Annotated in this window: 26 protein-coding genes, 2 tRNA genes and 1 pseudogene; 10 read left to right on the top strand and 19 right to left on the bottom strand. The window is 47.3% G+C overall.

Annotation, left to right across the window (positions count from 1 at the left end; all coding sequences use genetic code 11):
- From CWB98_RS21370 to CWB98_RS21360, 3 genes and pseudogenes are all read left to right on the top strand, one after another.
- A pseudogene (locus CWB98_RS21370) lies at nucleotides 1–449 on the top strand (transposase); the annotation flags it as partial.
- Nucleotides 450–1012: 563 nt separating this feature from the next.
- Nucleotides 1013–1597 carry a hypothetical protein gene (locus tag CWB98_RS21365; RefSeq protein WP_138546659.1) on the top strand — a complete coding sequence of 195 codons (585 nt, stop codon included), beginning with the start codon at nucleotides 1013–1015 and terminating at the stop codon, nucleotides 1595–1597.
- A gap of 163 nt (nucleotides 1598–1760) precedes the next feature.
- Complete coding sequence (locus CWB98_RS21360; RefSeq protein WP_249364736.1) at nucleotides 1761–2393, top strand: hypothetical protein; 633 nt, start codon at nucleotides 1761–1763, stop codon at nucleotides 2391–2393.
- Nucleotides 2394–2597: 204 nt separating this feature from the next.
- On the opposite strand, the gene CWB98_RS21355 is transcribed toward CWB98_RS21360, so the two are convergent.
- The 5 genes from CWB98_RS21355 to speD form a co-directional block, all read right to left on the bottom strand.
- Complete coding sequence (locus CWB98_RS21355; RefSeq protein ID WP_138546657.1) at nucleotides 2598–4070, bottom strand: FAD-binding protein; 1473 nt, start codon at nucleotides 4068–4070, stop codon at nucleotides 2598–2600.
- A 780-nt stretch (nucleotides 4071–4850) separates the two neighbouring features.
- Entirely contained in the window at nucleotides 4851–6644 is a 1794-nt protein-coding gene (locus tag CWB98_RS21350) for an ABC transporter ATP-binding protein (protein WP_171045718.1), read from the bottom strand.
- Nucleotides 6619–6759, bottom strand: coding sequence for a hypothetical protein (locus CWB98_RS24035; RefSeq protein WP_171045717.1), 141 nt, complete (start codon nucleotides 6757–6759; stop codon nucleotides 6619–6621). Before CWB98_RS24035 ends, CWB98_RS21350 begins: the two co-directional genes overlap by 26 nt.
- Before the next feature lie 32 nt (nucleotides 6760–6791).
- Nucleotides 6792–7754, bottom strand: a complete 963-nt coding sequence (speE, locus tag CWB98_RS21345; protein ID WP_138546655.1) for a polyamine aminopropyltransferase — start codon at nucleotides 7752–7754, stop codon at nucleotides 6792–6794.
- 18 nt (nucleotides 7755–7772) lie between these two features.
- Nucleotides 7773–8357, bottom strand: a complete 585-nt coding sequence (gene speD / locus CWB98_RS21340; RefSeq protein ID WP_249364735.1) for an adenosylmethionine decarboxylase — start codon at nucleotides 8355–8357, stop codon at nucleotides 7773–7775.
- Between the two features lie 300 nt (nucleotides 8358–8657).
- On the opposite strand from speD, the gene CWB98_RS21335 reads away from it, so the two are divergent.
- On the top strand, nucleotides 8658–8873 hold the full coding sequence (locus CWB98_RS21335; RefSeq protein WP_138546654.1) for a hypothetical protein: 216 nt from the start codon (nucleotides 8658–8660) through the stop codon (nucleotides 8871–8873).
- 278 nt (nucleotides 8874–9151) lie between these two features.
- Here CWB98_RS21335 and CWB98_RS21330 read toward each other — a convergent pair whose 3' ends face one another.
- Nucleotides 9152–9331 carry a hypothetical protein gene (locus CWB98_RS21330; protein WP_138546653.1) on the bottom strand — a complete coding sequence of 60 codons (180 nt, stop codon included), beginning with the start codon at nucleotides 9329–9331 and terminating at the stop codon, nucleotides 9152–9154.
- Between the two features lie 301 nt (nucleotides 9332–9632).
- On the opposite strand from CWB98_RS21330, the gene CWB98_RS21325 reads away from it, so the two are divergent.
- Nucleotides 9633–10085 (top strand): hypothetical protein, encoded by a 453-nt coding sequence (locus CWB98_RS21325; protein ID WP_138546652.1) that lies wholly within the window; start codon nucleotides 9633–9635, stop codon nucleotides 10083–10085.
- A gap of 396 nt (nucleotides 10086–10481) precedes the next feature.
- Here CWB98_RS21325 and CWB98_RS21320 read toward each other — a convergent pair.
- The 3 genes from CWB98_RS21320 to CWB98_RS24030 all read right to left on the bottom strand — a co-directional run bounded on the left by CWB98_RS21320 (nucleotide 10482) and on the right by CWB98_RS24030 (nucleotide 11032).
- A tRNA-Ser gene (locus CWB98_RS21320) sits at nucleotides 10482–10574 on the bottom strand.
- An 18-nt stretch (nucleotides 10575–10592) separates the two neighbouring features.
- Nucleotides 10593–10683: transfer RNA gene (locus CWB98_RS21315), tRNA-Ser, on the bottom strand.
- A 199-nt stretch (nucleotides 10684–10882) separates the two neighbouring features.
- Nucleotides 10883–11032 (bottom strand): hypothetical protein, encoded by a 150-nt coding sequence (locus CWB98_RS24030; RefSeq protein WP_160317423.1) that lies wholly within the window; start codon nucleotides 11030–11032, stop codon nucleotides 10883–10885.
- Between the two features lie 300 nt (nucleotides 11033–11332).
- Between CWB98_RS24030 and CWB98_RS21310 the strand changes: the two genes are divergently transcribed.
- Nucleotides 11333–12196: a diacylglycerol/lipid kinase family protein gene (locus CWB98_RS21310; RefSeq protein ID WP_138546651.1), complete on the top strand. Its 864-nt coding sequence runs from the start codon at nucleotides 11333–11335 to the stop codon at nucleotides 12194–12196.
- Here the strand turns inward: CWB98_RS21310 and CWB98_RS21305 are convergent.
- Nucleotides 12162–13082 (bottom strand): DMT family transporter, encoded by a 921-nt coding sequence (locus tag CWB98_RS21305; protein WP_138546650.1) that lies wholly within the window; start codon nucleotides 13080–13082, stop codon nucleotides 12162–12164. The two genes, CWB98_RS21310 and CWB98_RS21305, sit on opposite strands and share 35 nt — an antisense overlap.
- Nucleotides 13083–13190: 108 nt before the next feature.
- Between CWB98_RS21305 and CWB98_RS21300 the strand changes: the two genes are divergently transcribed.
- Complete coding sequence (locus tag CWB98_RS21300; RefSeq protein WP_171045715.1) at nucleotides 13191–14639, top strand: PLP-dependent aminotransferase family protein; 1449 nt, start codon at nucleotides 13191–13193, stop codon at nucleotides 14637–14639.
- A gap of 48 nt (nucleotides 14640–14687) precedes the next feature.
- On the opposite strand, the gene CWB98_RS21295 is transcribed toward CWB98_RS21300, so the two are convergent.
- Complete coding sequence (locus CWB98_RS21295; protein WP_138546648.1) at nucleotides 14688–15470, bottom strand: YggN family protein; 783 nt, start codon at nucleotides 15468–15470, stop codon at nucleotides 14688–14690.
- Between the two features lie 316 nt (nucleotides 15471–15786).
- On the opposite strand from CWB98_RS21295, the gene CWB98_RS21290 reads away from it, so the two are divergent.
- Nucleotides 15787–15969 carry a PA3496 family putative envelope integrity protein gene (locus CWB98_RS21290; protein WP_046005890.1) on the top strand — a complete coding sequence of 61 codons (183 nt, stop codon included), beginning with the start codon at nucleotides 15787–15789 and terminating at the stop codon, nucleotides 15967–15969.
- A gap of 93 nt (nucleotides 15970–16062) precedes the next feature.
- On the opposite strand, the gene CWB98_RS21285 is transcribed toward CWB98_RS21290, so the two are convergent.
- A complete protein-coding gene (locus CWB98_RS21285) occupies nucleotides 16063–16512 on the bottom strand; it encodes a c-type cytochrome (RefSeq protein WP_138546647.1) in 450 nt (149 codons plus the stop codon).
- A gap of 364 nt (nucleotides 16513–16876) precedes the next feature.
- On the opposite strand from CWB98_RS21285, the gene CWB98_RS21280 reads away from it, so the two are divergent.
- On the top strand, nucleotides 16877–20929 hold the full coding sequence (locus tag CWB98_RS21280; RefSeq protein ID WP_138546646.1) for a S8 family serine peptidase: 4053 nt from the start codon (nucleotides 16877–16879) through the stop codon (nucleotides 20927–20929).
- 511 nt (nucleotides 20930–21440) lie between these two features.
- Here the strand turns inward: CWB98_RS21280 and CWB98_RS21275 are convergent.
- The gene (locus CWB98_RS21275; RefSeq protein WP_138546645.1) at nucleotides 21441–21905 is read right to left on the bottom strand and encodes a DUF2721 domain-containing protein; all 465 of its coding nucleotides are present in this window, start codon (nucleotides 21903–21905) and stop codon (nucleotides 21441–21443) included.
- On the bottom strand, nucleotides 21905–22408 hold the full coding sequence (locus CWB98_RS21270; protein ID WP_138546644.1) for a TlpA family protein disulfide reductase: 504 nt from the start codon (nucleotides 22406–22408) through the stop codon (nucleotides 21905–21907). Before CWB98_RS21270 ends, CWB98_RS21275 begins: the two co-directional genes overlap by 1 nt.
- A 138-nt stretch (nucleotides 22409–22546) precedes the next feature.
- Here CWB98_RS21270 and CWB98_RS21265 point away from each other — a divergent pair, with 138 nt between their 5' ends.
- Complete coding sequence (locus CWB98_RS21265; protein WP_138546643.1) at nucleotides 22547–22972, top strand: YqaA family protein; 426 nt, start codon at nucleotides 22547–22549, stop codon at nucleotides 22970–22972.
- A 46-nt stretch (nucleotides 22973–23018) separates the two neighbouring features.
- On the opposite strand, the gene folX is transcribed toward CWB98_RS21265, so the two are convergent.
- The 5 genes from folX to CWB98_RS21240 all read right to left on the bottom strand — a co-directional run bounded on the left by folX (nucleotide 23019) and on the right by CWB98_RS21240 (nucleotide 26388).
- Nucleotides 23019–23384: a dihydroneopterin triphosphate 2'-epimerase gene (gene folX, locus CWB98_RS21260; RefSeq protein ID WP_138546642.1), complete on the bottom strand. Its 366-nt coding sequence runs from the start codon at nucleotides 23382–23384 to the stop codon at nucleotides 23019–23021.
- 9 nt (nucleotides 23385–23393) lie between these two features.
- Nucleotides 23394–23948, bottom strand: a complete 555-nt coding sequence (gene folE, locus CWB98_RS21255) for a GTP cyclohydrolase I FolE (RefSeq protein ID WP_054017374.1) — start codon at nucleotides 23946–23948, stop codon at nucleotides 23394–23396.
- A gap of 35 nt (nucleotides 23949–23983) precedes the next feature.
- Nucleotides 23984–24691: a dihydromonapterin reductase gene (gene folM, locus CWB98_RS21250; protein WP_138546641.1), complete on the bottom strand. Its 708-nt coding sequence runs from the start codon at nucleotides 24689–24691 to the stop codon at nucleotides 23984–23986.
- 148 nt (nucleotides 24692–24839) lie between these two features.
- A complete protein-coding gene (gene nadE / locus CWB98_RS21245; protein ID WP_138546640.1) occupies nucleotides 24840–25676 on the bottom strand; it encodes an ammonia-dependent NAD(+) synthetase in 837 nt (278 codons plus the stop codon).
- A 94-nt stretch (nucleotides 25677–25770) separates the two neighbouring features.
- A complete protein-coding gene (locus CWB98_RS21240) occupies nucleotides 25771–26388 on the bottom strand; it encodes a YceH family protein (protein WP_138546639.1) in 618 nt (205 codons plus the stop codon).
- Between the last annotated feature and the right edge of the window lie 106 nt (nucleotides 26389–26494).

Raw genomic sequence — 26494 nt, 5'->3', positions numbered from 1 at the left:
CGGCACTGGCAGCCTGCATGGCTTATGTTGACCTGAACCCAGTCAGAGCCAAAATGGCAGAGACTCCGGAAACTTCGGACTATGTCAGTATTAAAAAACGCATTGAGTGCGCACGACGGGGTAAGCAACCTAAAAGCTTGCGACGCTTTGCAGGCAACCCCAGAGCCAACAGGCCAAGTGGCCTCCCGTTTGAGCTGACCTACTATATTCAGCTGGTTGAATTAACAGGCCGGTGTATGCGGGCAGACAAACGAGGATATATCAGTGATAGCCAGCCGCTGCTGACCAGGTTGCAAATAGAGCCAGACAACTGGCTTAAACTTACCACCCGATTTACCAAAGTGTTTCATGGTGCAGTAGGGCGAAAACAGGCAATGACAGATTATTGTGAGCATCTGGAGAAAAAGCGACGCGCCAATCTGATGCAATGCGAGCGCCTACTGGGCTAACACCTATCCTTTTCCAGTATCATTTCGATTTATCCAAACTCGGGCTTGGATGTATTCTCGTAATGTCCGAATCTGATTATTCTCCAGGATTTAATAATTAAACTTATGAGCTTCACTATTCGGAGCTTATAGGAAGCGCGGTATTCAATAGCCTTGCATTTCCAAGTTGAACCTGCCCACAATTGGGCTGTGAATTTATGGTTGGGTGTCTTTGAAAAAAGAGCTATGACAGATTACTGTGAGCATTTGGAGAAAAAATGACGCGCCAATCTGATGCAGTGCGAGCGGCTACTGGGTTAACACTTATCCTTTTTCAGTATCATTTCGATTTATCCAATCTCGGGCTTGGATCTATTCTCGTATTGTCAGAATCTGATTATTCTCCAGGATTTAATAATTAAACTTATGAGCTTCACTATTCGGAGCTTATAGGAAGCGCGGTATTCAATAGCCTTGCATTTCCAAGTTGAACCTGCCCACAATTGGGCTGTGAATTTATGGTTGGGTGTCTTTGAAAAAAGAGCTGTCATCATCCACCAAGCGGGGGTTAAAAGGAGGCTTGCATGAATTCAATCGACTTTGAAAACTTGGTAAATAACGAGTTTAAATTTCTCGAAAATAAATATGGGTTTAGTTGTGTTTCCTCTTCTCTAGAGGCGGCACGTTATGAAAGTAGTGATATCTTTGTTGCAATCAGATATGACGCCAACCGTTCTTATGAACTGGGCGTCGAAATTGGTCAATTAAAAGCACTATTCAACGGACAAGAAAGGCCTTTCAGTCTTAATGAAGTGTTAAGGATTCATAAATTGAAAGAGGCTGGGATTCATTCTGCCGTTCAAGCTAGCTCGCATGAAGCTGTTGCAAACTGTTTAACAAAGATGGCTTCTCAGTTGTCACAATATGGCTCTGACCTTTTAAGTAATGATGTGTTTGCATATAAAAGACTTGCTGTTCAGCGTGAAAAGGAATGCAACGATTATGAGTTGCAAACCAAGTTGTTGCATATTCGTAGCGATGCTCAAACCGCATGGAAAAATAAAGATTACAAACAAGTTATTGCTTTGTTTGAGCCTGTAAAGGATGAACTGAGTGATGCTGAGTTAAAGAAGCTAAATTATGCACAAAAGAAAATAGGAACTCCGTAACGGGGAAGTTGGATGAGTTGCATGTACACCCACTCAAAATAATATTCAAACAGAAGGTGCCACTGCACAAGAACTCCATCACCTACATTTTTACCTTTAGGTAAAATAGGGAAAACAAATGTTGAGCTCTTTAGGATTCCGTTCCAAGATCACGATTAACGTTATGAAAAAGACAGAACTTAGAAAAATTGTTGAAAGTTATGGGTTTAAAAAAGGCCCGTCGGTTGATAGTTCTCTTATATATTTTTATGGTATCGATGAACGATACTCTATTGGGGTAATTATATCTAACCATAAAGTAGGGAGAGTACCACAAGTTCAGTACGGTATTTATGATAGCTGCCTTGCAAAGGTATGGGGAGAAGTGAGTGATTTTGACATGGCGGAAGACTATTGTTTAACGATACAACACCCATTGAATTATCGGGTTTTGCGAGATGGCAGAGTGCTGCCTATTGAGCAAGTCTTTGATGAAAAATTCTTTAGGGCTTTCATAGAAAGCTTTATAGAAAAAAAAGCTGAGTTAGTTGAACAGTATGTTGCTTCGCTAAATAGCTTTAATTATCCGGGACCTCTAAATCCTGAAGAGAACTTTTTTGAAGCGCTTACCAAGAACCAAGGCGTGTACTTTGGGTTTATGTTTAAGTTATCTAATAGTGAAGGGGTTACGCTGGATGATATTGAAGAACAAAGAGATGAACTAAGAAAAACGTATGGACTAAAAGGGTTTATAAAGAGAGATCTAGCGCTTTTAGAAAGCTATATACGGAGTAACAAGGACGGCCGTCTTGGTTGATAGCATTTTTTGTTAACTCCCATTAACCATGTTAGGTATTAGGGACAAGGACATCCACCCTAAACTGGCGTACAGGCTGTACGCCGTCCATTCAATAAAATCAGACGCTATTTTAATTGCTATTACTACCACGCATCCCGCTACCCACTAAGCCCCAAACAACTAAAAAGGGCACTGCCGTGTGCCCATGCTGGTTGAAACCGCTTATCGGTTAAAAATTCCCCTCATCGGGCCTAACAAATTATTAGGGTCAAACCAGTTTTTCAGCAGCTTCAGTAAAAACCATTTTCTGTGATAGTGCTTTTTCCAGTCTCTTGAGCTCATGGGAATGGCGCCAACCGGGTATTGGAAGCCACCCAGCTCGCGTGCTCCTTCGTAAATGCTTCTGTTGGCCTGAGTGAGCTGCTCAACACGCTCGGGGGTCGGCGGAATAGCGGTACGCATCAAAGAAAAGTAAACGAACTTTTCTTCTTCTGGTACGCTGAAAAACAGGCTACTGAAGGCACTTCTTTGTTGCATCGACATGAGTACCGGCCCGGCTACGTCATTGGCTGGTGTGTTTGCCAGTGTGTCCTGAATAAACGCGTGTGCTTTGGAGGCGGGTATTAATAAAGGACACCAGGGGTGAGGTAAAGTCCAGAGCCCAGCTGCTTTTAACTGTTCTACAACTGGGGCCAAACGGTTCAAAAAAGTAAAGTAAGGGAGATCCTGAATAACTTCGGCTCCGGGCACAAAATTTAAGCCATCAAGCAGTTCGGCATCTACAGGTGGTGTGTCGGGCTCAAAGTACTTAGCCAGCTGCATTACATAACGCCAGCCTCCGGCAGGGTCCGGCTCGGCGCCACCCTGAACGCCATCAAAAACTCCCTCATCTAACAGGCGCTGGTTGTCGTTTAAGTAGTGTTCAAGATTATCGTACACCAGCTGATATGCCCTGACCGTACTAGGTGTTGGCTCAAGATCAAAGCTGGCTTCTACGATAATCCCGAGCTGGCCTAAACCAGCTTTCATTGAGTGGAATAGCAGGCTGTTTTGATACGGTGAGCAGTCAAGCAAGCGCCCGTTGCCAGTGACCACTTTAAGGTGGCAGATATTGTCGGCCATACAGCCGTGTTTATAAGACTGCGCACCCAATCCACCGACAGCAATGGTGCCGCCAACACTCAAGTCAATAAAGTCAGTGATGATGGGGAGTCCCAGGTTTTGAGGCACTGTATTTGCCAGTAACTCACTCCAGCGAGCACCTGCCTGAGCAGTAATTTGCTGGTTATGAATGTCATAGACTTCAGCCAGTGAAATCATGTCTATCACCACGCCGCCCTGGGTTTGTGTTTCGCCGTTGGTTGAATACCCTTGTCCTTTTACCGCAATTTTTACGTTATGCTGATTGGCGAATGTAACCATATTGACGATATCTTGGTAGGTGGCGGGCTTTAAAATCGCACGCGAGACATATTGATAAATATGACCAAAATCATCAGCGGCCTCTGTCAGGCTGGTTTCATCGGTGATGAGTTCACCGTCGAACACCGGAAAGTTGTCGGCAAACGCCTCGGGTGATGAGTTGAGCAAATCGCGATCGCTTGCCCAGCTTTGGCTTTGCAGGTTAAACCCAACAACCAGGCTGCCCATGCCTATTTTTTTTATAAAATCTCTTCGAGATGACTTTTGATTCATGCATCCTCCTAATATTGCTGAAGTAAAAAGCAGTAAGAATAAAATGTGGTTGGATCCGAAAATGCGTTTTAAAGGCAAATTCGTATTCCGTTTTTATTATCTTGATGTTCACGTTACCGCTAATGTAAACGTCTCTGTCCCTGAAAAAGCGTGTTAGTCAGCACGCTAAGCTTCATACCATGATCAGCTAAAGCGACCTCGTTTTAAGCTGGGTATGTTGGCGTCTTTATCGGTGTTGTATCTAAACTCAGGTAAAACCCTATTAAAACTTTATTAACCTTATGCTTTGTGGTTAATTGCTTTAAATAAAGGGGCTGGCAGAGATAGTATCATAATTAATGATACACAAATGCTACACTTTTTTAACCTCAAAGTGAAAGGATTTATCGAAGAGGCGATAAGATATCTCAGTTCATTCTTTTGTCTTATAATTCAGGCGGGTAGACTGAGATAATTGTTTGCTAATTTAAGTAAAAGTCGCATTGATGTCTTTATCAGTTTACCGGGAATACCCGGAAGGTTTTGCGGTTATTTGGGGTTTATGTTTAAGCTGTCCAATGGTGAGCGTGTTCCATCTAAAAACAGCGAGATGAGCTGAATAAAATAAGGGTTTGTAAAGAGAGATTTGGCGTGCCTAGCGCGTTACATAATGCAAATCGAGTGAACGAAATAATTCTGGTTTAAATCCCTTCACAAGCCCAGGCTATTTGCCTGAGCTTTGGGTAGTAAAGTACCTTGTCCCGATAGCCTGGAGTGCTGAGCGAATAAACTAAAAGTTTGCTACACAATCGCATCGATAACGTCAGCAGGTTTTCCATCTCTGATTATTTTGCCGTCTTGAATCTCTATAATGCGGTCCATCATGGCGAGCACATCATAAGAATGCGCAACAGAAATGACGGTTTTGCCTTTCATCAGCGTGTTAAGTGAGCGGATAAACTCGGCTTTTAAGGCCGGGTCCAGAGCACTGGTTGCTTCATCCAGCAACAGTATTTTCTTATCTCTTAGTATCGCTCTGGCCAGCGCCAGCCTTTGTCGCTGGCCACCAGAAAGTTGTCCGCCGTTTTCACCAATAAACGCGCTTAACCCCTTACGGCCGCGGGCGTCTGTGTATACTTCTACAAATTCCAGGGCATTGGCCTGTTCAAGCGCGTGTCTGACCGACGCCCGGCTCACGTTATTTAAACCAAATGCGACGTTTTCATAAATGCTCTGATTAAACAGGCCAATATCCTGATTTAAAAAGCTGATCTCGCCACAGATCTGATCTGTGGGGTAGTCTTCGATATTCTTGCCATCAATGTAAATTGCCCCTGCTTCAATTTCGTCAATGCCGGCAAGCATATTCAGCAGTGACGATTTTCCTGCTCCCGACGGGCCTATGATCCCCACCTTTTCGCCGGCTTTGATTTTTAACGACAGATCGGTGAACAGGGGCGCTTTGTTTTCATACGCAAATTCGACGTTTTTAAAAGTGATTTTTCCTCTGGACACATTGAACTTGCCTGCGTCTTCAATGGGTTCAATATCTTCCAGAAACTCGTTAATCACTTCTCTGCCCACGGTAACCTGGCCCCAGGAAACGAAAAAGGCGTCAAACTCTTCCTGACACCATTCCGAGAGCGAAATAACCCGATAGACCAGGGCCAGCACCATAGAAAACTCGCCAACGGAGATGCTGCCATTGAGCCAAAGCTGTAAACACAGTGCCCCTGTGCCCACAATCAAAGTACCATTTAGCAGGCCAACCACAGAGGCAAAATGAGAGAAAACACGAAATTCCTTTGCCACCACTCTGCGGTGTCGGGTCGCCCATTTTTCAGCAAACTGTTGCTCGTATTCGCTGCCGGAGAGCATCTTTACCGTTCTGATCCGGGCAAAGCGTTCAGTCAATTTTCCGGTGATCTGTGCACAGCTTTCGGCTTCCAGCCGGTTGGTGGTTTTGGCGTTGGGGATCCACTGCCCGAGCAGCATGGCCAGAAACAGGCCTGTCCAGATAAGGAAAGGCAGCGTCAGCCAGCCATCTATGTTGCCGACGTAAAACAGCAGCGCGCCCAAAAATGCCAGTAAAAATCCGGCAAAGCCACAGAACTGCAACACCACATCAATGATGGCTTCGGAGGTATCCACAATCACAATGGCTGTGGAACCCGGGTCATCTTCTTCGTGATAACTGGCAGGCGATGCTATTAAAGTGCGGTACAGTTTTACAATGGTGTTTTTTTGCAGGTTAGGCCCAAGCAGCTGATGAAACACCAGGTTCTTAACCAGGGTGAGTGCGGGGAGCACAACGGCAATGGCCACGGCGAACAATGCCAGCTGGTATCCTTTATTGTTCAGGTGTGTTTTGTCACCGGAGGTATCCAGCCAGTCGACCAGCTCACCCAGAAAGTCAAAGGTCACAATTTGCAATAAGCCGCCCAGCAAAGAAATGATGAATGCAACGGCTATCCAACCAGAAAACTCTTTGGCGCACTGGCGGATAAACGGAAGATTGTGTTCGGCCTCATGCAACTGGCTGTCGAATGTGTCTTTGTGGCCTATTTTTTCAAATAGCGTAAATAATGGCTTCATCGCTTTGTGTGGCACCCGCATGTATCTGGTTGCGCTCCGGCTGTTGGGCCAGAGCCAGGAATAAACAAGCCACTGAGACAACGATGCTGGTCGTTTCAGTGGCTCTGACTTGCATACTAATCTGCCTTTATGTCAGCAGGATAAGCGCTAGTCGTCGTCTTCATTCTGGTTTGAGGTTTCTGGCGTATAGTCATCCCAGTCGCCAGCGGCAGGCATCGACAGCTCATCCACGTTCTCACAGTTTACGGCCTGGTTGACGTAATCCCGCATATCTTTAGATAAGAAGAAGGCGCCAAAGTGTGCTTCCGGCGAGTAGTATTTTGTTTGAATGTCGGCCTGATTAAAGCGTGTTTCGAGCTCAGCGAGCGACAGTGTGTTGATGGTGCCGCTGCGCGTTGCCCAGATAAACGCATGGGAGCCGCCAAAATAGTCGTAACATCCGCCCATATAGATGCCAGCCGGATTGTTAAACGCCTGAGTTAAACGAGATACCATCGACTGCATCATATAGGGCTCAAAATAAGGCGTACCACCTTGCGCCACCAAAATGCCGTCAGCTTTTAGTGCGGTTAAGCAGTTACCAAAAAAGGATTGGGTGAACAGGGTTTCCGATGCACCGCCATCCGGGTCAGCCGCATCCAGGATGATCAGGTCGAAACAGTCACTGTACTGAGAGATGATGTCGGCGCCATCCCCAATGCGCAGTACAAATCTGGGATCGTCAAATGCGCCATTGTTAATTTCTGGCAAGTACTTGCGGCTCAGTTGAATAATTTGCTCATCAATATCCACCATGACCACGTTTTCTACGCTCTGGTGTTTTAATACTTCGCGGGCACTGCCGCCATCGCCACCGCCAACGATCAATACGTTCTTGACCTGACCATGAAAGAGGATAGGCACATGTGCCATCATCTCATGATAAATGTGCTCCCCTTTGGTGGTGACCTGGATCCCATCGTCTATGCGCATTACTTTACCCAGGTGGCGGGTTTCAAAAATGCTGACATCCTGGAACTCGGTTTCTACCTCTACCAAATCTTTTTCTGAACGAAGTGCAATGTGAACGCCACTTGTCATTTGCTCATAATGCCAATTAATCTTAGTCATGTGCGTGTATACTCCGTTTTATGCGGTTTTTTGCGTTGCGTGTAACTGGTTATGTAAAAGCGGCTGGAACTCTCCGGTCTGGCTGACAGAGCCACCTCGTGTGAGGGTGTTCACCACCATCTTGCCTGGTTGAAAACACTGTTCTATCACTGCCAGGCACAGCTCAGGCTGTGCATCACCACACATAAAAATGTCCATGGCAGCAAAGTTATATTCTGGCCAGGTGTGGATAGAAATATGGCTTTCAGCCAGAATGATCATGCCCGACACACCGCCATTGGTTTCAAATGGGTGCAAATGGGTTTTCAAAATGGTGGCGTTTGCTGCGTTCGCACATTCAATCATCATCTCTTCTATGTGCTGCTCACCGATGAGGTTAGAGGCATCAAAAATATCGACAATAATGTGCTGGCCCAGTGGGTGAACAAGCTGTGTTGTGGATGCGGGTTTAGTCATACTTTTACTCAGTGTTCGGTTGTCAGGGTGATCAGGTAGCCGGTTTTGTGCATGTTGCTTACTGGCGCAGGTAAACCTGACGACCAAAAACACAGACAAAGTGACACGCTCTGGCTCTCCCTTTTTTGAATACGGATATTCCAGCACTGAAATGTGCAACGAGTGTGGAGTCGGGCATTGATGCTAAGACTGGCGGCTCGGTACGCGGCAGGTGGTGATTATTGCTCTTATGAAAAACACAACAGGCTCAGATGCTTGTGACTTCACAAACCAAGTAGGTTGCGTCAAGATAGTGACTGAGAAAATGGCATGCCGTTTTGACAAGGTACTTAAATGCTGGTGCTTTGGATGTCTGGGGACACGTTTTACTTCCTCAAGTAAGGGGGGGGAGCATTTTATTTGGTGTAGCTCCAACAGCGACTAGTATGTAGGCAGAAGGTGGTTCTAGTGAACAAGAAACTGTTGTTTTTGAAGCTTCCAATGAGTGTCGCGATCATTCTTAGTACAAAAGGGGGTTACTTTTTAGGTGTTCCTCTTTTTGCTATTTATTACTTCTTATCTTATCGGAAGATTATTGAATCTGAGGAATTTACTGAGCATGACAAAGGGCTTTTTAAAAAAACGCCTTATTGTATTGCTGTTGCAGCGTTCGGTGGGGGTTAGAAAGCTTGTTCATATATGGGATTGCAGGTGTATGGTACGTGTACTATCTGTTGAGCATTGACCCAGAATCTTCTAATGAAAAAAACATCACAGGATCTTGAAGGACAGCCACCTAAACTAGCGCATTTAATTGGCTTCTAATGATGTCTGTTCAGACTATGCAATATGAAAAGCCCCGGTATTGTGGCGGGGCTTTGCTGTATCCGGCTGTTTTTACTGACCAGTGGGCCTTAGTGTGCTGTACTATTTTTACTGAACGAGAGGGGAAAGTAGCCCGATCAGCAAAAGTTGCCCCATCCGCTCGCATTACAGGTTTGTTGTGGTGGTCCCGGTGGGCCAATGTGGCTAAGGCATGTCCAGGTGTTCGCACCGCCCGCAATGGCGGGTGTATGGCTATTTTCTACTAAGTGCCGTTCAGACAGCGATTTGAGCTTTTTACTGCTTAATTTTAGTTTCATTGCTTTTGTCCTTAAATTAACCCTGTGTACTGTTCGTACCCAATAACCATAAACGGTTTATGATCACATTGTCAAATATTGCATACAATATACACGTAGTTTGTTCCGTTTTGTGGTGGGTGTCCAGGGAAATCGGTTCTGTTAGTGCCAGGTTATAGCGAATTTAAAGTGGTACCCGTTCAGAACGAGAGTGAGTCTGGCGCCAGGCTTTTATACTAAGTGCTCGATGACTGATGCAAAGGAATTCTGTAATTGAACACGTTTATTAAAATATTGGCGGGGAAGTATGAGGCGTAGGTCATTGTTACTACTTCTTTTTGTCTTTAGCGCTGTGGTCAGGTCCGCAGAGTTCGAAAATACAGGGCCTCACGGCTTTCATGAGGATATTGTAAGTATCACCATGAATGCTCAGGATGGTGCGGCTTATACGGTAAGAAAAAATACCCATCACACTTTGGCGTCAATTCAGGTTGAAACTCAGGACCAGTTTTTATCAATAAAAAATGCCTGTTTTAAAAAGATCTTCTTTCCGGCGCTTCAGTCAATGAAAGTATCGCGGGAATATAATAAGCAGAGTCAAAAACATGATTTAGTGCTTGTTTCTGTCAACTTTGGCTATTTTGGTGATACAGCGGATGTCCTTTCAGATGACACTAAACTTGAAGACTGGCAACTTAGACTGACGATACATAAAACGCACACGAATATTGCGCTTATCCAAGACAAAACTAAGGTGTTTGATTATTGCCGTTGAAGCGTAAGCCAGGGCCCCGGTATTGTGCCGGGGCTTTTGTGTATCTGGTTGTATTTTGCCCTGCGAGCCGCACTGAAGTGCGTTCAATTTTGTTCCTGACACAATTGTCGAACCCTGGTCGAGGGTTCTCACCCACCTTCTCATTTGTGAACAGGTTTATTTAAGGCATAAAAAAACCGCCGTAAAGGCGGTTTTCTCAGCATTAATGGCGGAGAAGGAGGGATGACAAAATACGTCCAGTATTTTGCCCTGCGGGCCGCACTGAAGTGCGTTCAATTTTGTTCCAGACAAAATTGTCGAACCCTGGTCGAGGGTTCTCACCCACCTTCTCATTTGTGAACAGGTTTATTTCAGGCATAAAAAAACCGCCAGTAAAGGCGGTTCTCTTAAAAGCAATGGCGGAGAAGGAGGGATTCGAACCCTCGATAGGGCTACAAACCCTATACTCCCTTAGCAGGGGAGCGCCTTCAGCCACTCGGCCACCTCTCCGGCGCAAAAACTTAAAAATGGCGGAGAGATAGGGATTTGAACCCTAGATACGCTATTAACGTATGCCGGTTTTCAAGACCGGTGCTTTCAACCACTCAGCCATCTCTCCATGGGCAAAGATAATACTTAGCGAATTTGATGCTGTAAATAGTTTTTAATTTGTTTGCTTAATTTTTGTACGCAAATGTGGCTTTTTTTAATACCTTGAATGAAATCTGGGCGATAAAGCGTATTTTATGGTATTGAGTGACAGGGGGGTGCAGAAAAAAGGGCATGTACGGTTGGGGGGGAACATGCCCGAGGCAGACTTACTTATACATAACCACCTGACTTAACATCAGTTGTTTACCCACAGTGTTTAACCAGGCCTTTAGGTTAACGCGGCGCTTGATACCAGGCGCTGTGGCTGTGTTTAGGGTGGTTTGCGTGTTGCTGCACGCTGCAGCTGAATTAAGCATGTCTGACTCCTTAAAATCTTAAAAGTAACAATGTCGTCTGTATCGACATGGTTATTTTGCGCGCATTGTGACTAAAAATAAAACGATAAAAATTGCTGTTGAGGGATTAAAAAAACTAATGGAAAGTGCTGGTTGTTGATCCCGTTTAAATCATCTTTGTGACTGTTTATTCAACTGTGTGAATAGGTGTTTTTTAGTTAAGTTTTTTAATAACAGTATTTTGTATTTCATCTTTGCTTTTTGTGTCTTTATTTTTGGGTAATTATTCAGATAAGTTGATTTTGTTTTTGAGAGGGTGTTTTGTTAGTTGTCTATAAACCTGGAAGTGGGTGGAAGTTGCAACGGCAGTTAAAGTGGTTGCGGGCTCAGGTTAAGCAACGTCAGCTGGCCGTTCGCTGGTACGATACGAGTGGATTCTTCGGTCAGGATTGCAAAGCGATCAGGACCCTGGCGCAGGACCAGCAACAGGTTGTGGTGGTTGGCGGAGATGGCACCATTAATCTGGTTGTCAATGCCATACATGGTTTACCTGTTACACTGGCTTGCCTGCCAGCAGGCACGGGGAATGATTTTTGCCGTCAGTTTGGTTACGCAGAGCGACACTGGAGAGCAGCCGTTTTTTCTGCTCACAGTATTGCGATAGATCTGGGCGCCATCGGTGAGCGCTATTTCGTCAATATTGCTGGGGTTGGCTTTAATGCTGAGGTGGTACAGGACATGCGGGGTAACAAACGTGCCGGGGCGCTGAGTTATGTCTGGGGTGGGATTAGGCAGATATTCTGCGCGCCGACTATCAGCGTTGCCACGTCGCAAGGTCCTGTGCTAGAGCAGGGGATGATGCTGCTGCTGGCCAATGGCCGTTACTTTGCAGCCGGGTTGCAGCCCGCACCGTGTGCCAGGCTGCACGACGGTCAGCTGGAATGTATGTGGTTTAGTGCCTGCGCCTGGTGGCAGCGTTTAGTGGTATTTGCGGCGATGCTGGTTGGATGTCACCAGCGCTTGCCCTGGGTATATCGTGAAAAACGCGCTGAAATAACCATTACAACAGCTAATCTGATGGTGGAGGCGGATGGCGACCTGGTGGCGCAAACACCCGTCACAATCCGAAGCCTCCCGGGTGCCTTACACCTCAGGACTCTGCCTGAGACGTTCTTGTCGGACTAAGCCAGGCGCGAATACGCTGATAGGGGGTGAGTACTATGGCGTTGCCGATCAGTACCAGAGAAAATCCGATAAAGGTGTTAAGCTGCCAGACAAACCCTTCAAACCAGGTGCTGAGTGTGACGGCCACCAGAGGAAACAGGACTATCAGGTAACTGGCTTTTTCAGGTCCAATGTTCTTGAGCAGATGGAAATAGCAGGCAAACGCAATAACGGTACCGAATACCGACAGATACAGCAAAGAGCCCCAATAACTGGCACTGGCTTCAATACTAAATTGTAGCGGGCTGAGTGCCACATAGCCACCCAGGAACAGTGCACTGTATAACATACCCCAGGCATTGCCCTGCAGTACGCCAATCTGGCGGTTGGAGTTACGCACACTGACCATATTGCCCAGTGACGCGATAAACATGCCAGCCAGTGCCAATAGCAAGCCAATGAATGCGTCGCTGTTCAGATCGGCGCTGACTAAGTCCTGCCAGAATAAGCTGACAATACCAGCCAGTCCCAGTGCCGCACCGATATAAATACGCCCGGCGATTGGTTTGGCAAAAAACAGCCGGGTATTGACGATATTGGCAACCAGCAGCAGCGAAAAGGCAATCGACGCCATAGCAGAAGTCAGGCTGCCCTGCGCCCAGTATAACAACAGATAATTTAGCCCAAAGTTACCCAGTGCCAGTAGCATAAAAAAGCCATGATCTGTGAGCGAGTAGCGCATCGGAGGGCGCTTGATCAGCACATAGCACCACATACAGGCCGCAGAAATTGCAAAGCGGTAAAACAAAGAAACCACTTCATCGACCGTGCCCAGCTGAAACTCAATCGCCAGCCAGGTTGAGCCCCAGATAAGGACAGTGATCGTATACAAAAAGACGTTGTTCATTCTTTCTTCTCACAACAAGGACTAGTCAGCGTGGCCAGTTTAACGATATATTCTGTATATGCCAGATACAAAAAATGTGTTTTTAAACCTATACAGATTGAGCGTGTCATGAGCCAGCCAAGTCTTAAACCCGATTATTTATATCAGCAAGTGATCACTGTGATACGTGAGATGGTGGAGCAGGGGTTGCTGAGCCCAGGTGATAAACTGCCGTCACTCAGAGCGATGGCGGGCCGATTGCGCGTCAGTATTCCTACTGTACAGCAAGCCTACCAGCAGTTAGAGATGTCGGGTCAGGTCGTGGCCCGGGAAAAGTCTGGCTACTTTTTGCAAAGCGGTCACCCCACGGCCACGCCCAAGCGCAGTAAGTTACCGGCAAAACCGGTGATGGTGAATAAACAGCAACTGATTGAGCAGGTATATGAGGGGATCCATCTTCCCGATGTGGCCCCGCTGGGGCTTGCCAACCCTGTAGCTGCTGCCAGTCCTCAACAGGCCTTAGCCAGAAGTATGCGCCAGGCCATGCGTCAGGCTCAGGAGAGAATGCTCGACTATGGCGCCATTGATGGCCTGATGATGCTAAAAACGCAGATCGTGCAGCAGTATCTGGCACTGGGTCTGACCGTGAACAGTGATGACCTGATCATTACCAACGGGGCGCAGGAAGCGATAGCCATTGCCCTGCAGTGTGTGACTCAGCCAGGTGATATCGTTGCGATCGAATCGCCCTGTTATTTTGGCATTGTGGAGCTGGTCGAAAACCTTGGCCTGAAAGCGATTGAAATCCCTGTTTGTCCGGACGATGGGCTGTGGCTTGACGACCTCAGTGCCGCGCTGGCACGTCACCCCATTAAAGCTTGTGTGTTTTCTACCAGTATCAATAACCCTTTGGGTAGCCAGATGCCCGAATCCCGGATGCAGCTGTTGTTGAAGTTACTACGTGAGCACGACGTGACACTGATTGAAGATGACGTGTATGGAGACCTGTATTTTGGTGAGCAGCGGATAAGGCCCGCGCAGTGCTTTGCCCAACCCGGTGAAGTACTCACTTGTTCGTCTTTTTCCAAGACCGTTGCGCCTGGCTACCGGGTGGGCTGGATGCTGGCGGGACCATACAGTGCACGGGCGAAGCGCTTTAAGCGCGCGCTGAGCTGCTCGGCTCCCATGATGAATCAGTGGGCGTTGGCAGATTTCATGGCCAGTGGCGAGTTTCAGCGGCATCTGCGCCAGTTACGCAAGCGGCTGCACGACAACAAGCAGAAAATGCGCCTGGCAGTACAGAAGTACTTTCCTGATCACGTCCGGGTCAGCGACCCCAAAGGGGGGTGTGTATTGTGGCTGGATCTGGGGGAGGGTTATGATGGCGGCTTGTTCTTTCAGCTCGCCCTTCAGGCTGGGATCAGCGTCGCACCGGGTGCCATATTCAGCGCCTATGAGCGTTACCGCAGCTGTGTGCGTATCAGCTATGGTCTGCCCTGGTGCGAGCATATGGAAGGGTATGTGCGTACGCTGGGCACTTTAGTGGCACAAGCGAAAAAGCAGCCACACATGCGATAAGTGTTGGGCTTATGCAAGTGTGGCCGACTGTGCAGGGATAAACGAGGTTTAGCGATACGCGAACAACTGATACCCTTTCATCTGGGGGATCATAGCGCTGAGCTGAGATTCTTGTTCTGCAATGGTTTTAAAGTTGCCACACAAAGCGTTGGCTTGCTGCTCCAGAGTTTTTGCCTGGTGCTCTATCTTTTGTTCAATTTCGGCACCCAGGTTTTCCATGCGCTGTTCAAAGCGATCCATATCGCCGCCTGAACTGACCATTTCAGAGCCAATGGCGACCAGCAGGCTGCCAATGGATTCCATCATAGCGCCTTCTATTGCTTGTTCTATTTTTTCTTCAAACTGATGCTCAAACTGCTCACCGAATTCATTGAAGGCCTGTTCTCCCATCACAAAGGTGCCTTGCTGATAAAATGCGCCCTCAATCTCTGTATGCAGTTCATCCATCAAGACAGATAAGGAATCGAAGTTGTGCAGATTAAACGCGGTGGCTACTTCTTCAATAGCGACACCGGCCAGCTCTACACCCTGCAATGCAATACTGGCCACTTTGGGCAGCTCGGCTCGGAGTGTATCGGCATATGTCTGCATGGCCAGGCGCTCATCCTGGTTCAGCGAAACGGGTTGATCTGCAATAAACAAGAAGCCTTGCGCATCTATCATCACAGGCTGGCCATTGCCATTTTTGATAAATACCTGATCAGGAGTGATCTGGACGTCGTTTTTAAAATCAACAGCGCATTCATCCGTGCTGACCGAAAAATGGTTATCTGTGTGGGCTGCCACCTGAGTAGATAACGCCAACGTTGAAGCAAGCAGTATAGTTTTCATAATCGTGTTCCGTTGTGTGTTGATGACAAGAGAGAACCAACAAGAACAATGCCAATTTATTAAGTGATTGAATAATAAGGGGATGTGTTCTTTTCCGATGCTAATCGTTATCTGCTTTTTTCATCAATATGACCAAAAAGTGGTGGTTTTGACTAGTGTGTTTTTTGCGCAAACTCATAATAAAAAATTTTTATCGTATAGATAAAAATGTCTTGCTTTTCAGCGCCTGATTTTAGCGCTAAATACTATTGTTAAGCAGGCTCAACATTGCATGAACTGCCGGACTAATTAGCGAATTTAAGTTTTGGAGCTTATCGTGGGTAAAACATTTTCCTATGATCCGTTAGATGATGATTATGAAGACGACTTTGGCTCGTTAGACAAAGAGTTGCAGGCCCAGCAAAAGAAGCGGGTGAAGCGTCGTCTGGATGATTACTTGGAACAAAAACGCCTGAAGCGTAATCTGGGAGAGGATGATCTAGATTTCTTAGATGATTGAGCTTGTTTGCAGGTAAACCTGGTTTGCTAGACGTTTACCTCACTTGAGCGTTTGATGATAAGGCAGCATTCGCTGCCTTACTTGTAGTGGTAGTTAATCTTTGAACGAGTTGTGGCAGTCTTTACAGCCTTTCGCCCAGTTTTTAAATGCCGCACCAATGACTTTCTTATCGCCCGATTCCGCCGCCACAGCCAGCTTTTGAGCATAATCTGCGAAGGCCTGTGCTTTGCTGTCAAAGGTTGCTCTGTCAGACCAGATAGCCGGTAAGGCATCTGTTGCCCCTTTATCTGACCCTGCCGGGAATGCTTCCCATGGCATGGCTGACAACTGAGCTGCATTATTTGCACGTTGTTTAAAGCGTTCTGCGTCAAATGGGACTTTGCCTTTGAGCATGTCGCCCATATCACCAATCTGATAACGGATCAGCTGAAACGCTGCTTTACGGTATTCAATTGCATCTTCCGGCTTTTCGAATAATGAATTTGCCTGAACATTCAAAGACAGCCCAGTTAACAGGCTTGTTAATAAAAGTGTAATTCTCATTTCGACCCCTCATTAAAAAAACTGACTCTGTTCTAAGGCTTTATAAAAGATATTGCAAGTCTCTTAGACGAGATGGGAATTCTGAACTAGATTAGATAGTCGGTTTGTGTGTATTTTGTTCATTACGTTTTACAAACTCATCAATGTGACAACATGATGATGGGTTGGTTTACGTTTGTTTACAGTTTCAAATTTCTTTATAAACATGGAGTTATGATGTGTCATGTGATTTGCTTGCAAAATTTGTAACTTCTTTGTTTGTTTAATATTGTAATTAACCGTGAAGTCACATTATATTGATGAGCGAATCTACTCTCTAAAATTAAAAGAAACATCATTTCAACAACAAGTCCTAGGGGAAACTATGGCCAAGTATTCATTTAAAGCCACCGCGGTAGCAACAGCTGTCTCTGGTGCATTGATGGCAGCATCTGCCACGGCTGCAACGCAGCTTCCAGCAGCTCCAGCTTCTTTAAAAGTACAAGCTGAAGCGCTTAGTAAGCCGGAACAGGAAAGAGCAGAAGCATTTTTGGTTGTTCTGAAACAATCTACTGCGGTTGACCTGATGTCTGAGGGCACATACAGCACTGAAGCTGCGAAGCAAACTTTCTCATCTGTGCAGCAGGCTCAGTTCCGCATGAAAGAGCAGATCCGTGCACTTGACCCGCGTGTTAAGATCCTAGGCTCAACGAAAGTATTGGCCTCAACGTTGATCGTACAAGCGTCTGAAGAAACGCTTAAATCGCTACGCAAAAACGAGATGGTTGAGCAAATTCTTCCACTACGCGAAGACCGTTTGTTTGTTGAAGCAAGCTCTGACTACATCGGCGCAACTAAAGTGCGTAACGATTTGAACGTGACAGGTAAAGGCGTTCGAGCGGCTGTTCTAGATACGGGTATCGACTACACTCACAAAGCATTCAATGAAGCGGCTGGTACACTTGATGACTATAAAGCGGCTGCTGAAGATCCAACATCAGTAAGTTGGCCTCAGGGTATTGTGGTAGGTGGTTACGACCACATGCGTGATGACCCAGATCCGATTGAAGACGATCCTACGTACAACCCAGATGCTGTTGAGCTGTCTGACCACGGTACGCACGTATCTCACGATTTAACCGGTATTGCGCCAGATGTTGAACTTTACGTTTACTCTGTGTGTGGTGGTGGCTGTCCGTACGATGCACAGGTTAAAGCACTTGAGTCAGCAATGGATCCAAATGGTGACGGCGACATCAGTGACCGTGTAGACCTGATGAACATGTCACTGGGTGGTGAGTTTGGTGATACTGATGTGTCTTCTGGTACGGGTTACCTGATCCAGCGTGCAGTTAAGTTGGGCACTAACTTGATTATCTCTGCTGGTAACGACGATGACATTCCTTTCCGTGTTGGTGGCCCAAGTACGACGCCTAACGCGCTATCTGTTGCCTCTTTGACACACCCAACTTTTGAGCGTTTGTATGGCGAAGCAACGGTTGCTGGTGAAGCAACGGTTGTTCAGCCTGCAAGCTTTGGTCCTCAGGTTGATTTTGCATTCACTCAAGACAACGCCGAGCTGGTTTACCCTGACGCAAACCAAAATGGTTGTGATCTCGATGAAAGCGCTAACCCGTTTGCAGACATGGACTTTACTGGTAAAGCAGTCCTTATTGACCGTGGCGCATGTGCGTTCACTGAAAAAGTACTAAATGCGCAAGAGCGTGGCGCAGTATTTGTAATCATCGCAAACAACAACGATGACGGTACACCAGCACCTATGGGTGGTAGTGATGATACCGTGACTATCCCGTCAGCAGGTCTGAACTTTGCTGCGGGTGCAAAACTTAAAGAGCAAATGCAAGATGGCGGTAAAGCCACTTACAGTATTGCTGGTGTTGTTAAAACGTCTCCAGGTGGCGTATCTGACTTCTCATCACGCGGTCCTTCAATGGACGGCCTGCTGAAGCCTGAAATTGCCGCTCCGGGTTCAAACATCCTGGCAGCAGCTCCGGGTACGGGTGATCAGCTACACCGTAAGTCTGGTACCTCTATGTCTAGCCCAATCACAGCAGGTGCATTGGCGCTGGTAAAAGAAGCGCGTCCTGAGCTTGATGCTCTGGAAGTTAAAGCGATTCTGATGAACACCGCTGATCTGAACATCACGATCGAATCAACAAACGTAAACCCTGATTCACCGTTGGCACCTATCAGCCGCATCGGTGCTGGTCTGGTTGACGTTGAAAAAGCAATTGCGTCTCCGGTTGCAGCCTGGGTGGACCTGCCTGAGTTTGATACTAAGCAGGCGGCACTGTCGTTCGGTGCTAAGCGTCTTTCTGAAACTCAAACTTATACCAAGTCTGTAGTACTACGTAACTACTCAAACGAAGAGCGTACGTATACCCTGCGTATGGACCACCGTTATCAGAATGATGTGGATTCAGGCGCTGTAACGTTCGAACATCCGGCACAGGTTACTGTACCAGCAAATCAGACAATTCTGATTGACGTTGACATGACTATTGATCCAAGCAAGCTACCTGAGTTTGGCATCATGAACCCGTTCGATAACGATGAGCTGGCAGAAAATGTTGCAGCACTAGATTTGGCTGAGTATGACGGTGCACTTATCTTTGATGATGCAGCAACTGAAGGTGACCACGACCTGCACGTTGTATACCACGTACTACCAAAAGCAGCAGCAGAAGCTGAGTTCAGCATTGAAGCGGGTGAGAAAATGTCATCGCTGATGGTTGAGAACACGGGTGCTGTAGCTATCTCAGGTATGGCTGAACAAGTTGTATTGACCAGCGAAGATGATGACCGTCGTTTTGACATCAAAGCACTGACTACGGTTGCATTCTTGAACGACAACTGTGACTCAGGAGTTTCGACTACTTTCTCACTACAGTTACAAGATGGTATCAACCACTTGCGTCAGGCGGGTTACCGTTTAGAGCTTGACCTGAACAACGACGGTGTTGCTGACAAGTTTGTTACTAAACTGAACGATACTGGTAACAACCCAGCAGTACGTGGTCGTAGCCGTACCTTGATTGGTTCAATCGTTAATGGCGATGACCAGTGGGAGTGGGGTACACCTATGCTGCACGAGTCAGGTGAAGACACTGTGACCTTCACAGCGTGTTCTGACCTGTTTGGACTGAATGCAGATATGCTTGGTATGCCAGTTGGTGTTGAGGCATTCGTTGGTGAAGCTCACTGGCAGACAGGTATCTGGGGTGCGCCATTGGATTCAGCACGCGGTGGCTTTATCTTCGGTATGAACCCAACTGTGACACTGAAAGACGGTGAAGGCGAAGCATTGAAAGAGCTTGCTCCTGGTGCAAAAGCGACTGTTGAGTTCGATATGCCGTTTGCATTCACGTCAACTGAGGGTACAAACATAATGGCAGTTGTGCCAGGTGACCTGGAAGTTCCAGCATTACCTGAGCTGGTTGTTGACGGTGACCTGAGCGTGAGTGAGAACGCTGAGCCAATGGCTGTAGCGACTGTAAGCTTCGGTGAAAACTCACCTGCATTCCCAATCCTGGGCTACAGCCTGGATGGTATGTATTCAGACAGTTTTGCTATCGACAGCAAAGGGGTTATCTCTTTGGTAAGCTCTGAGTACCTGGACTTTGAGATGGGTGTTGAGAGCGTAGAGCTGAAAGTGATGGCGATGGACACGATGGGTTCTTCGACTATGACTGACGTTGAAATCGCTGTGACCAACGAACATGACGAAATGCCAGTGGTTGCACACGGTCAAATGTTCAGCATGATGGATGGTGCGCCAGCGGGTACAGTGGTTGGTATGCTTGACTACACTGTCTTTGAAAGCGCAGCTGAAGGCATTGTTGGTGGTGAAGTAGAAGGCACTGACCTGTTTGAAATCAACGACAAAGGTGAGCTGGTTACAACGGCTGAAATCAACCAGCTGGCAGTACCAAGCTACACGTTCAAAGTAATGGTTGAAGACAGCGTAGGTCTGAAGTCTGAGATGGTTGAAGTCACTGTTGATGTAGTACTTAATCCTTCACTACACGCGCCAGTGGTTGACCACGGTCAAATCTTCTCAGTAACTGAGAACGCTCAGCTAGGCACTGTGATTGGCAGACTGGCTTACTCTGACCCAGATGCAGACGTATCACCTGTAACTGAGTTCATCGTAACTGGAACTAACCTGTTCACTGTTGACGCTGATGGCGCTATCCGTGTGAACGGCGAAATTGACTTCGAATTTGAAAAAGAAGTGAGCTTCCAGGTTCAGGCGAAAGACTCTGCACAATTTGTATCAGAGGTTGTAACTGTACGTGTTAACGTGACTAACGTAACCGGCGGTGATGACAATGACGACGACGATTCAGGTTCACTGGCTTGGTTGACGTTACTTGCAGCACCGTTTGCAGCACTACGTCGCCGTAAGCGTAAGTAAGCAACTAACTAAGTATTAGTTGAAAAAACCGCTCTGGGTTCGCCCAGAGCGGTTTTTTTATGTGCGCAGTTTCATACTGTACGCTGAGACTGAGCGGGGTGAAGACCCTACTCAGAACGTGGCATCTGATACGGATTGCTATGACAAAGGTGGTCGCGTGACAATTGAGAGAATGGATGTATGGCTCAGTGAAAGAATGGAAAGCAAAGGATGGTGGTTGGGGCGATCGCTCAAGTTGAAACTTCAGCCAGAGCGACTCATTGAATGCTTTTGAGCCATTACATGCGTAATGTGACGGTGCGGTTATACCAATCGATATAATTGGCTATGTACTAATACCAATTTCACTGAATACCTGTTCAATTTGACGGAGCAAATATGGCGCTAACTGTGTTAAGAATTTCTCATTTAGAACAACTAAATAGCAAAATCTTTGCCTGGTTATCGAACATGTTCTCTCGCTTCAAAACAGAACACTTAGTTAAGCAAATTGTTATGATACGAAATGCCATTAGTCACCAATATCTTTAAAGATCATGCCACGGCGCATACTGCGAGTGGCGAGAAAGACTTCGGCCAGCAATGCGACAAATGCGCAGATCAATAGCAGCATAGCACCAATAAAACAGCTGGAGAGGGTAACGCCCAATGACAGAGTGTACAGGTGAGAAATAAATAGCACCATCACGACGGCACAGACCAGCAATGCAGACAGAACGCTCATACTAAACGCAACGTGAATGCAGCGAGAGCGTTTGAGCAGGGTGCGCATTTCCCTGGTCAGGTGGCTTTTTAGTTCTTCATCCTGACTATTATTAAGCTTGCGATCGAGCAACCTGGCGCGATCGGTGATACGGGCCAGACGATTGGATAATACGCCTAATGTCGCCGCGATACCGGTGATCAAAAATACCGGCGCGACAGCCGTTTGGATCACCTTGGCCATGGTCAGTATGCTGACAACATCAGTACTCATTACCAGCGGACCTGTTCGACAATGCCGGGCTGCTCACCAATGAGTGTTTTGACCACCTTGTTGTACTCATCCAGCAGGATAAGGCGCGGGATCCCCTTATTCGCATAGTGCTGATAAATCTGTCTATCCGGATCCGCAACCAACGCAAAGTCAATTCCAAATGACTCACGAAATGCGCTGAGTGTTTTGTTGTCTTCTTCGCGCCCAATAGCAACGACTTGTAGTGTGGGATCAGCCAGCAGCTGGGAGGCTTTCAATTCAGTTAAGGTACGCTGGGAATCAGAGCACCAGGTGGCGAACAGGATGACCAGCTTTTTGCCCTGCGCCAACTGTACAGGCCGCCCATCAATATCGGTCAGTTGAGTGTGCTTGAAGAGATCTCCAGACTGAACATAGGTTTCATAGCCTTTACTGTGAGGTGCGGGATGGGGTGTAGCATTACAGGCACTGAGTTGAGCGCCGAGTGCGACAACTACAGAGGCTATGGCGAGACGTTTTATCATTATTATGGTCCTTGCGTTACAATACCCTCATTAATGCGTATTTTTCAGGTGAGCGCAAGTTTCAGCGGTGTATCCGTTTGTCCTCAGGGAGTAAGTTCACCTCAGAGTCAAACAGGCCATTGGTAGACGCCCATTATTATGTTGTATGCTTCGTTGTTTTTATCAGCCTTTGTTTCCGCTACGTTACTACCCGCTTCTTCGGAGCTGTTGCTGTCAGGGTTGGTTGTACAGCGGCAAGGTGAACTATGGGGCTTATGGCTAAGTGCGACAGCGGGTAATGTGCTGGGCAGTGTCGTGAATTACTATTTGGGGACTGCAGTAAGCAGGTTTGAAGGGCGTCGCTGGTTTCCGGTTTCCAGACAGGCAATGGACAAGGCGCAAAGGCAATTTCAAAAATATGGCACCTTTAGTTTGTTGTTTGCCTGGTTACCCATTTTTGGCGATCCACTGACCCTGATTGCGGGTGTATTTCGGGTTCGCTTCGGGCTTTTTTTGTTGCTGGTATTTTTGGGCAAAGGCCTGCGCTATGCAGTAGTGATAGGGCTGGCAGCCGGCTTGGTGTAACCCGCTGCCAGAAAAGGTAATACCAATCTAATTACGCTGATTGCTATTAAATGGGCTTACGCCACTCCAGTGTTAAGGACACAGAATCGGCAAAGCGCAGAGCATGTGGCTTATCGACTCTTACTTTGGCATAACTGACATCCGGGTGCTGGTGACATTCAGTCAGAATGTCTGCAACCAGCTTTTCCAGCAGCAGAAAGTGGCCGTCTTCCACTTTGGCGATCACGGCTTTGGTGATGGTTTTGTAGTTCAGTGCATGGCCGACTTCATCATGAAATAAGCACTCCGCATCGGCTGGATAGTGGATCTCGATATTGATCACAACATCCTGCTTTTTCTCTCTCTCCTCGGGATTGAACCCGATAAAAGTGCGTAACCTCAGATTGGTAATATTGATGATCGCCGTGTGCATAAGCGGTCCTTAGCGTTTTAGTAGTTGTAAGAATTCATTGCGTGTTTTAGCGTCTTCACGGAAGTTACCCAGCATGACTGAAGTACGCATCTGCGAATTTTGTTTTTCAACTCCACGCATCATCATGCACATGTGTTTGGCCTCGATCACCACGCCCACACCGCGCGCTCCGGTAACCTCTTCGACTGCCTGCGCAATCTGGTGGGTCAATTGTTCCTGAATTTGGAAGCGGCGCGCGTACATATCCACAATGCGTGCAAACTTAGATAAGCCTAACACCTTGCCATTGGGAATGTAAGCGATGTGTGCACGACCCACAAAGGGTAGCAGGTGATGTTCACACATTGAATAAAGCTCGATGTCCTGGATGAGAACCATGTCATCCGCATCAGAGCTAAACACGGCATTATTGGTCACATCACTTAGCTCCTGGCGATAGCCCTGAGTCAGGTATTCCATGGCCTTGGCTGCACGTTTAGGGGTATCAAGCAGCCCTTCTCGATCTTTGTCCTCGCCAACGGCGGTGATGATTTGCTGGAAACTGCTTTTTAATTCTTCATGCATAATAAAACTCACTGTAGTTGATTCGCTCAGGCCTGCTATTTCAGGTGGCGGCCTCCGTCAACGGCCAGGGTACGACCGGTGATGTAATTACTTTTACGCAGCAACTCGACGGCATCGATCACTTCGCGACAGCCTGGTTCAATACCCATGATGGATTTTTTCAGAGTCTTGACCTTATACTCTTCACTGTCATCCTCGTTGAAAATGATCAGCGATGGCGCGACTGAGTTCACCTTAATCTTAGGTGCATACTTGGCGGCAAAGGAGCGGCTGAGGTTATCCAGTGCCGCTTTGCTGGCGGCATAAGCGATGTGTTTTGGACTGCCTTTTTCGACCACATAGTCTGTAATGTGGATGATATCAGCTGTGCTCTCATGGTTTTGTAGCAAAGGTGCCAGCCCCAAGTTAAGCAGATAGGGAACTTTGGCATGTATGTGCATCATGGCATCGAATAGTGCATTGTGATCCGGATTACTGGCTTCACAGTCCCAGCTCGAGGCATTGTGTATAACTGCGCTTAACGCATTAGTATGCTGTTGGACCTGTGTGATCAGTGTTGTCACGGCATCCGGCTGATTAAAGTCGGCCTGTATACAAGTCACACCTTGCTCAGTCAGCGTATCGATGACCGGGTGTTTTGTGCGATATGTCATGATCACAGGGATGTCTTCAGCAACAAAGTACTGAACCATCGCCAGTCCTACACGTTGTGCGGCTCCGGTAATCAAAATCGGCGATGTCATTGGCATGTATCCTTCTTTGCAGAGTTAACGAGTAGAGTGCGCTGCCGGGCGTGCAGTAGAGCGAGCGCCCGAGTTTAGCCCCGCGTTGTGCGTCTGGCTTTGTACGTCATATAACGCGGGTCAGATCACAGGGCGTTGCGTCTGTCACTTATTCACTGTCGTAAATGGTAGGGATAGGTTGACGCTTGTGCTGTGTTTTAAGATAAATACCGATCAGCAGTTGCTCAACATCCAAACTGACAGGTTTGCCTTCCAGAAAGTCGTCAATGTCATCATAGCTCAGGCCAAGTGCTTCCTCATCAGCAAGCCCCGGGCGATCGCATTCCAGATCGGCAGTTGGGGTTTTATGTACCAGTGACTGTGGAGCACCCAGATGGTCGGCTAAAGCCCTTACCTGTCGTTTGGAAAGGCCAAACAGAGGCGCCAGGTCGCAGGCGCCATCGCCAAACTTGGTATAAAAACCGGTAATATTCTCTGCGCTATGGTCGGTCCCAACCACCAGGCCTCGTGTCAGGCCGGCGATTTCATACTGCGCAACCATACGCTGTCTGGCTTTGACATTGCCTTTGACAAAATCAACCAGGGTTGCATTGGGCACTGTGGTGTCACTGTCTTGCATAGCCTGAAGCGCCTGCTCATGCATAGCATCAGCAGCCGCTTTGATATTAACGGTTAAGCGTTTGCTGGGTTGAATAAACGCCAGCGCCTGCTGCGCTTCTTCTTCGTCAGCCTGAGTACCGTATGGCAGGCGCATGGCAATAAACTGATAACCCTGACAACCTTGCTCAGCATTCAGCTCGTCAATGGCCAGCTGACACAAACGGCCACAGGTTGAGGAGTCAACACCCCCACTGATCCCCAAAACCAGGCTATGGCAATGGGCTGAAATCAGCGTCTGTTTAATAAACTGAACACGTCGGGCGACTTCCGCCGCGACATCAATGGTAGGCTGAACTTTCATTTCAGCGATGATCGCATCACGCATGGTGTTTCCTCTTACCACCCGTATTCTACGGCTGGTCCAATTATGTCTGATTGTTCTAAGTTTACTTGAATTTATTAAAGATTAGATCTGTTTTTCACAGACCCAGGTGCTGCTTGATAGTTTGTAGCTCCTGTTTGAGCTGATCGATTTCCTGCAGCAGTTCATCCAGGTTCACGGCCGGCTCTGATGCACTTACCGCTGTTTGCTCGTCATCCTCTGGGTTACCGAACAGATGTTGGTACCGTGATTCTCGTTTACCGGGCTCTCTGGCCAGGCGCATTACGAGCTCTTGTTGTTGTAGCTCATTCAGTGCAGCCTCAACTTCGCCAACCGTTGCAAACTCTGCCAGCCGGCCACTACGAGTGCGCAATTCTCCCGGAGTCTGAGGTCCACGTAACAACAACAAGCAGACAATGGCGCGTTGTTGTTCGGTCAGTTTCAGGCTACCAAATTCGCTATTGCAAAAGCGGTGTTGGTATTTGTTTACCCTGCCGGATAGCCCTTCGTCACAAACGACGATGCGCTTTTGTTCAAGCTGAGCCAGGGTGTCCAGTACGTCAGACTCGGTCACAGACATCACCGGCTCTCGGTTCGATTTCTGATTACACGCATTGGTCAGGGCATTGAGTGAGAGTGGGTACTGATCTGGCGTTGTCGTTTGCTTTTCCAGCAGACAGCCAATGATCCGCTGTTCAATCTTGGATAAATTCATATCTCTTCCCTAGTAGATGTGCTGCTGGTGGTGCGCAGCAGATCAGGTTTTTTCATGACTTTACTCTATGCGATTTGAACGGCCTTGCATAGTGGCCTCAGATGAA

The organism is Pseudoalteromonas rubra (genome assembly GCF_005887115.1).
Lineage (GTDB): Bacteria > Pseudomonadota > Gammaproteobacteria > Enterobacterales > Alteromonadaceae > Pseudoalteromonas > Pseudoalteromonas rubra_F.
This window is presented reverse-complemented; position numbering and strand designations above follow the sequence as displayed.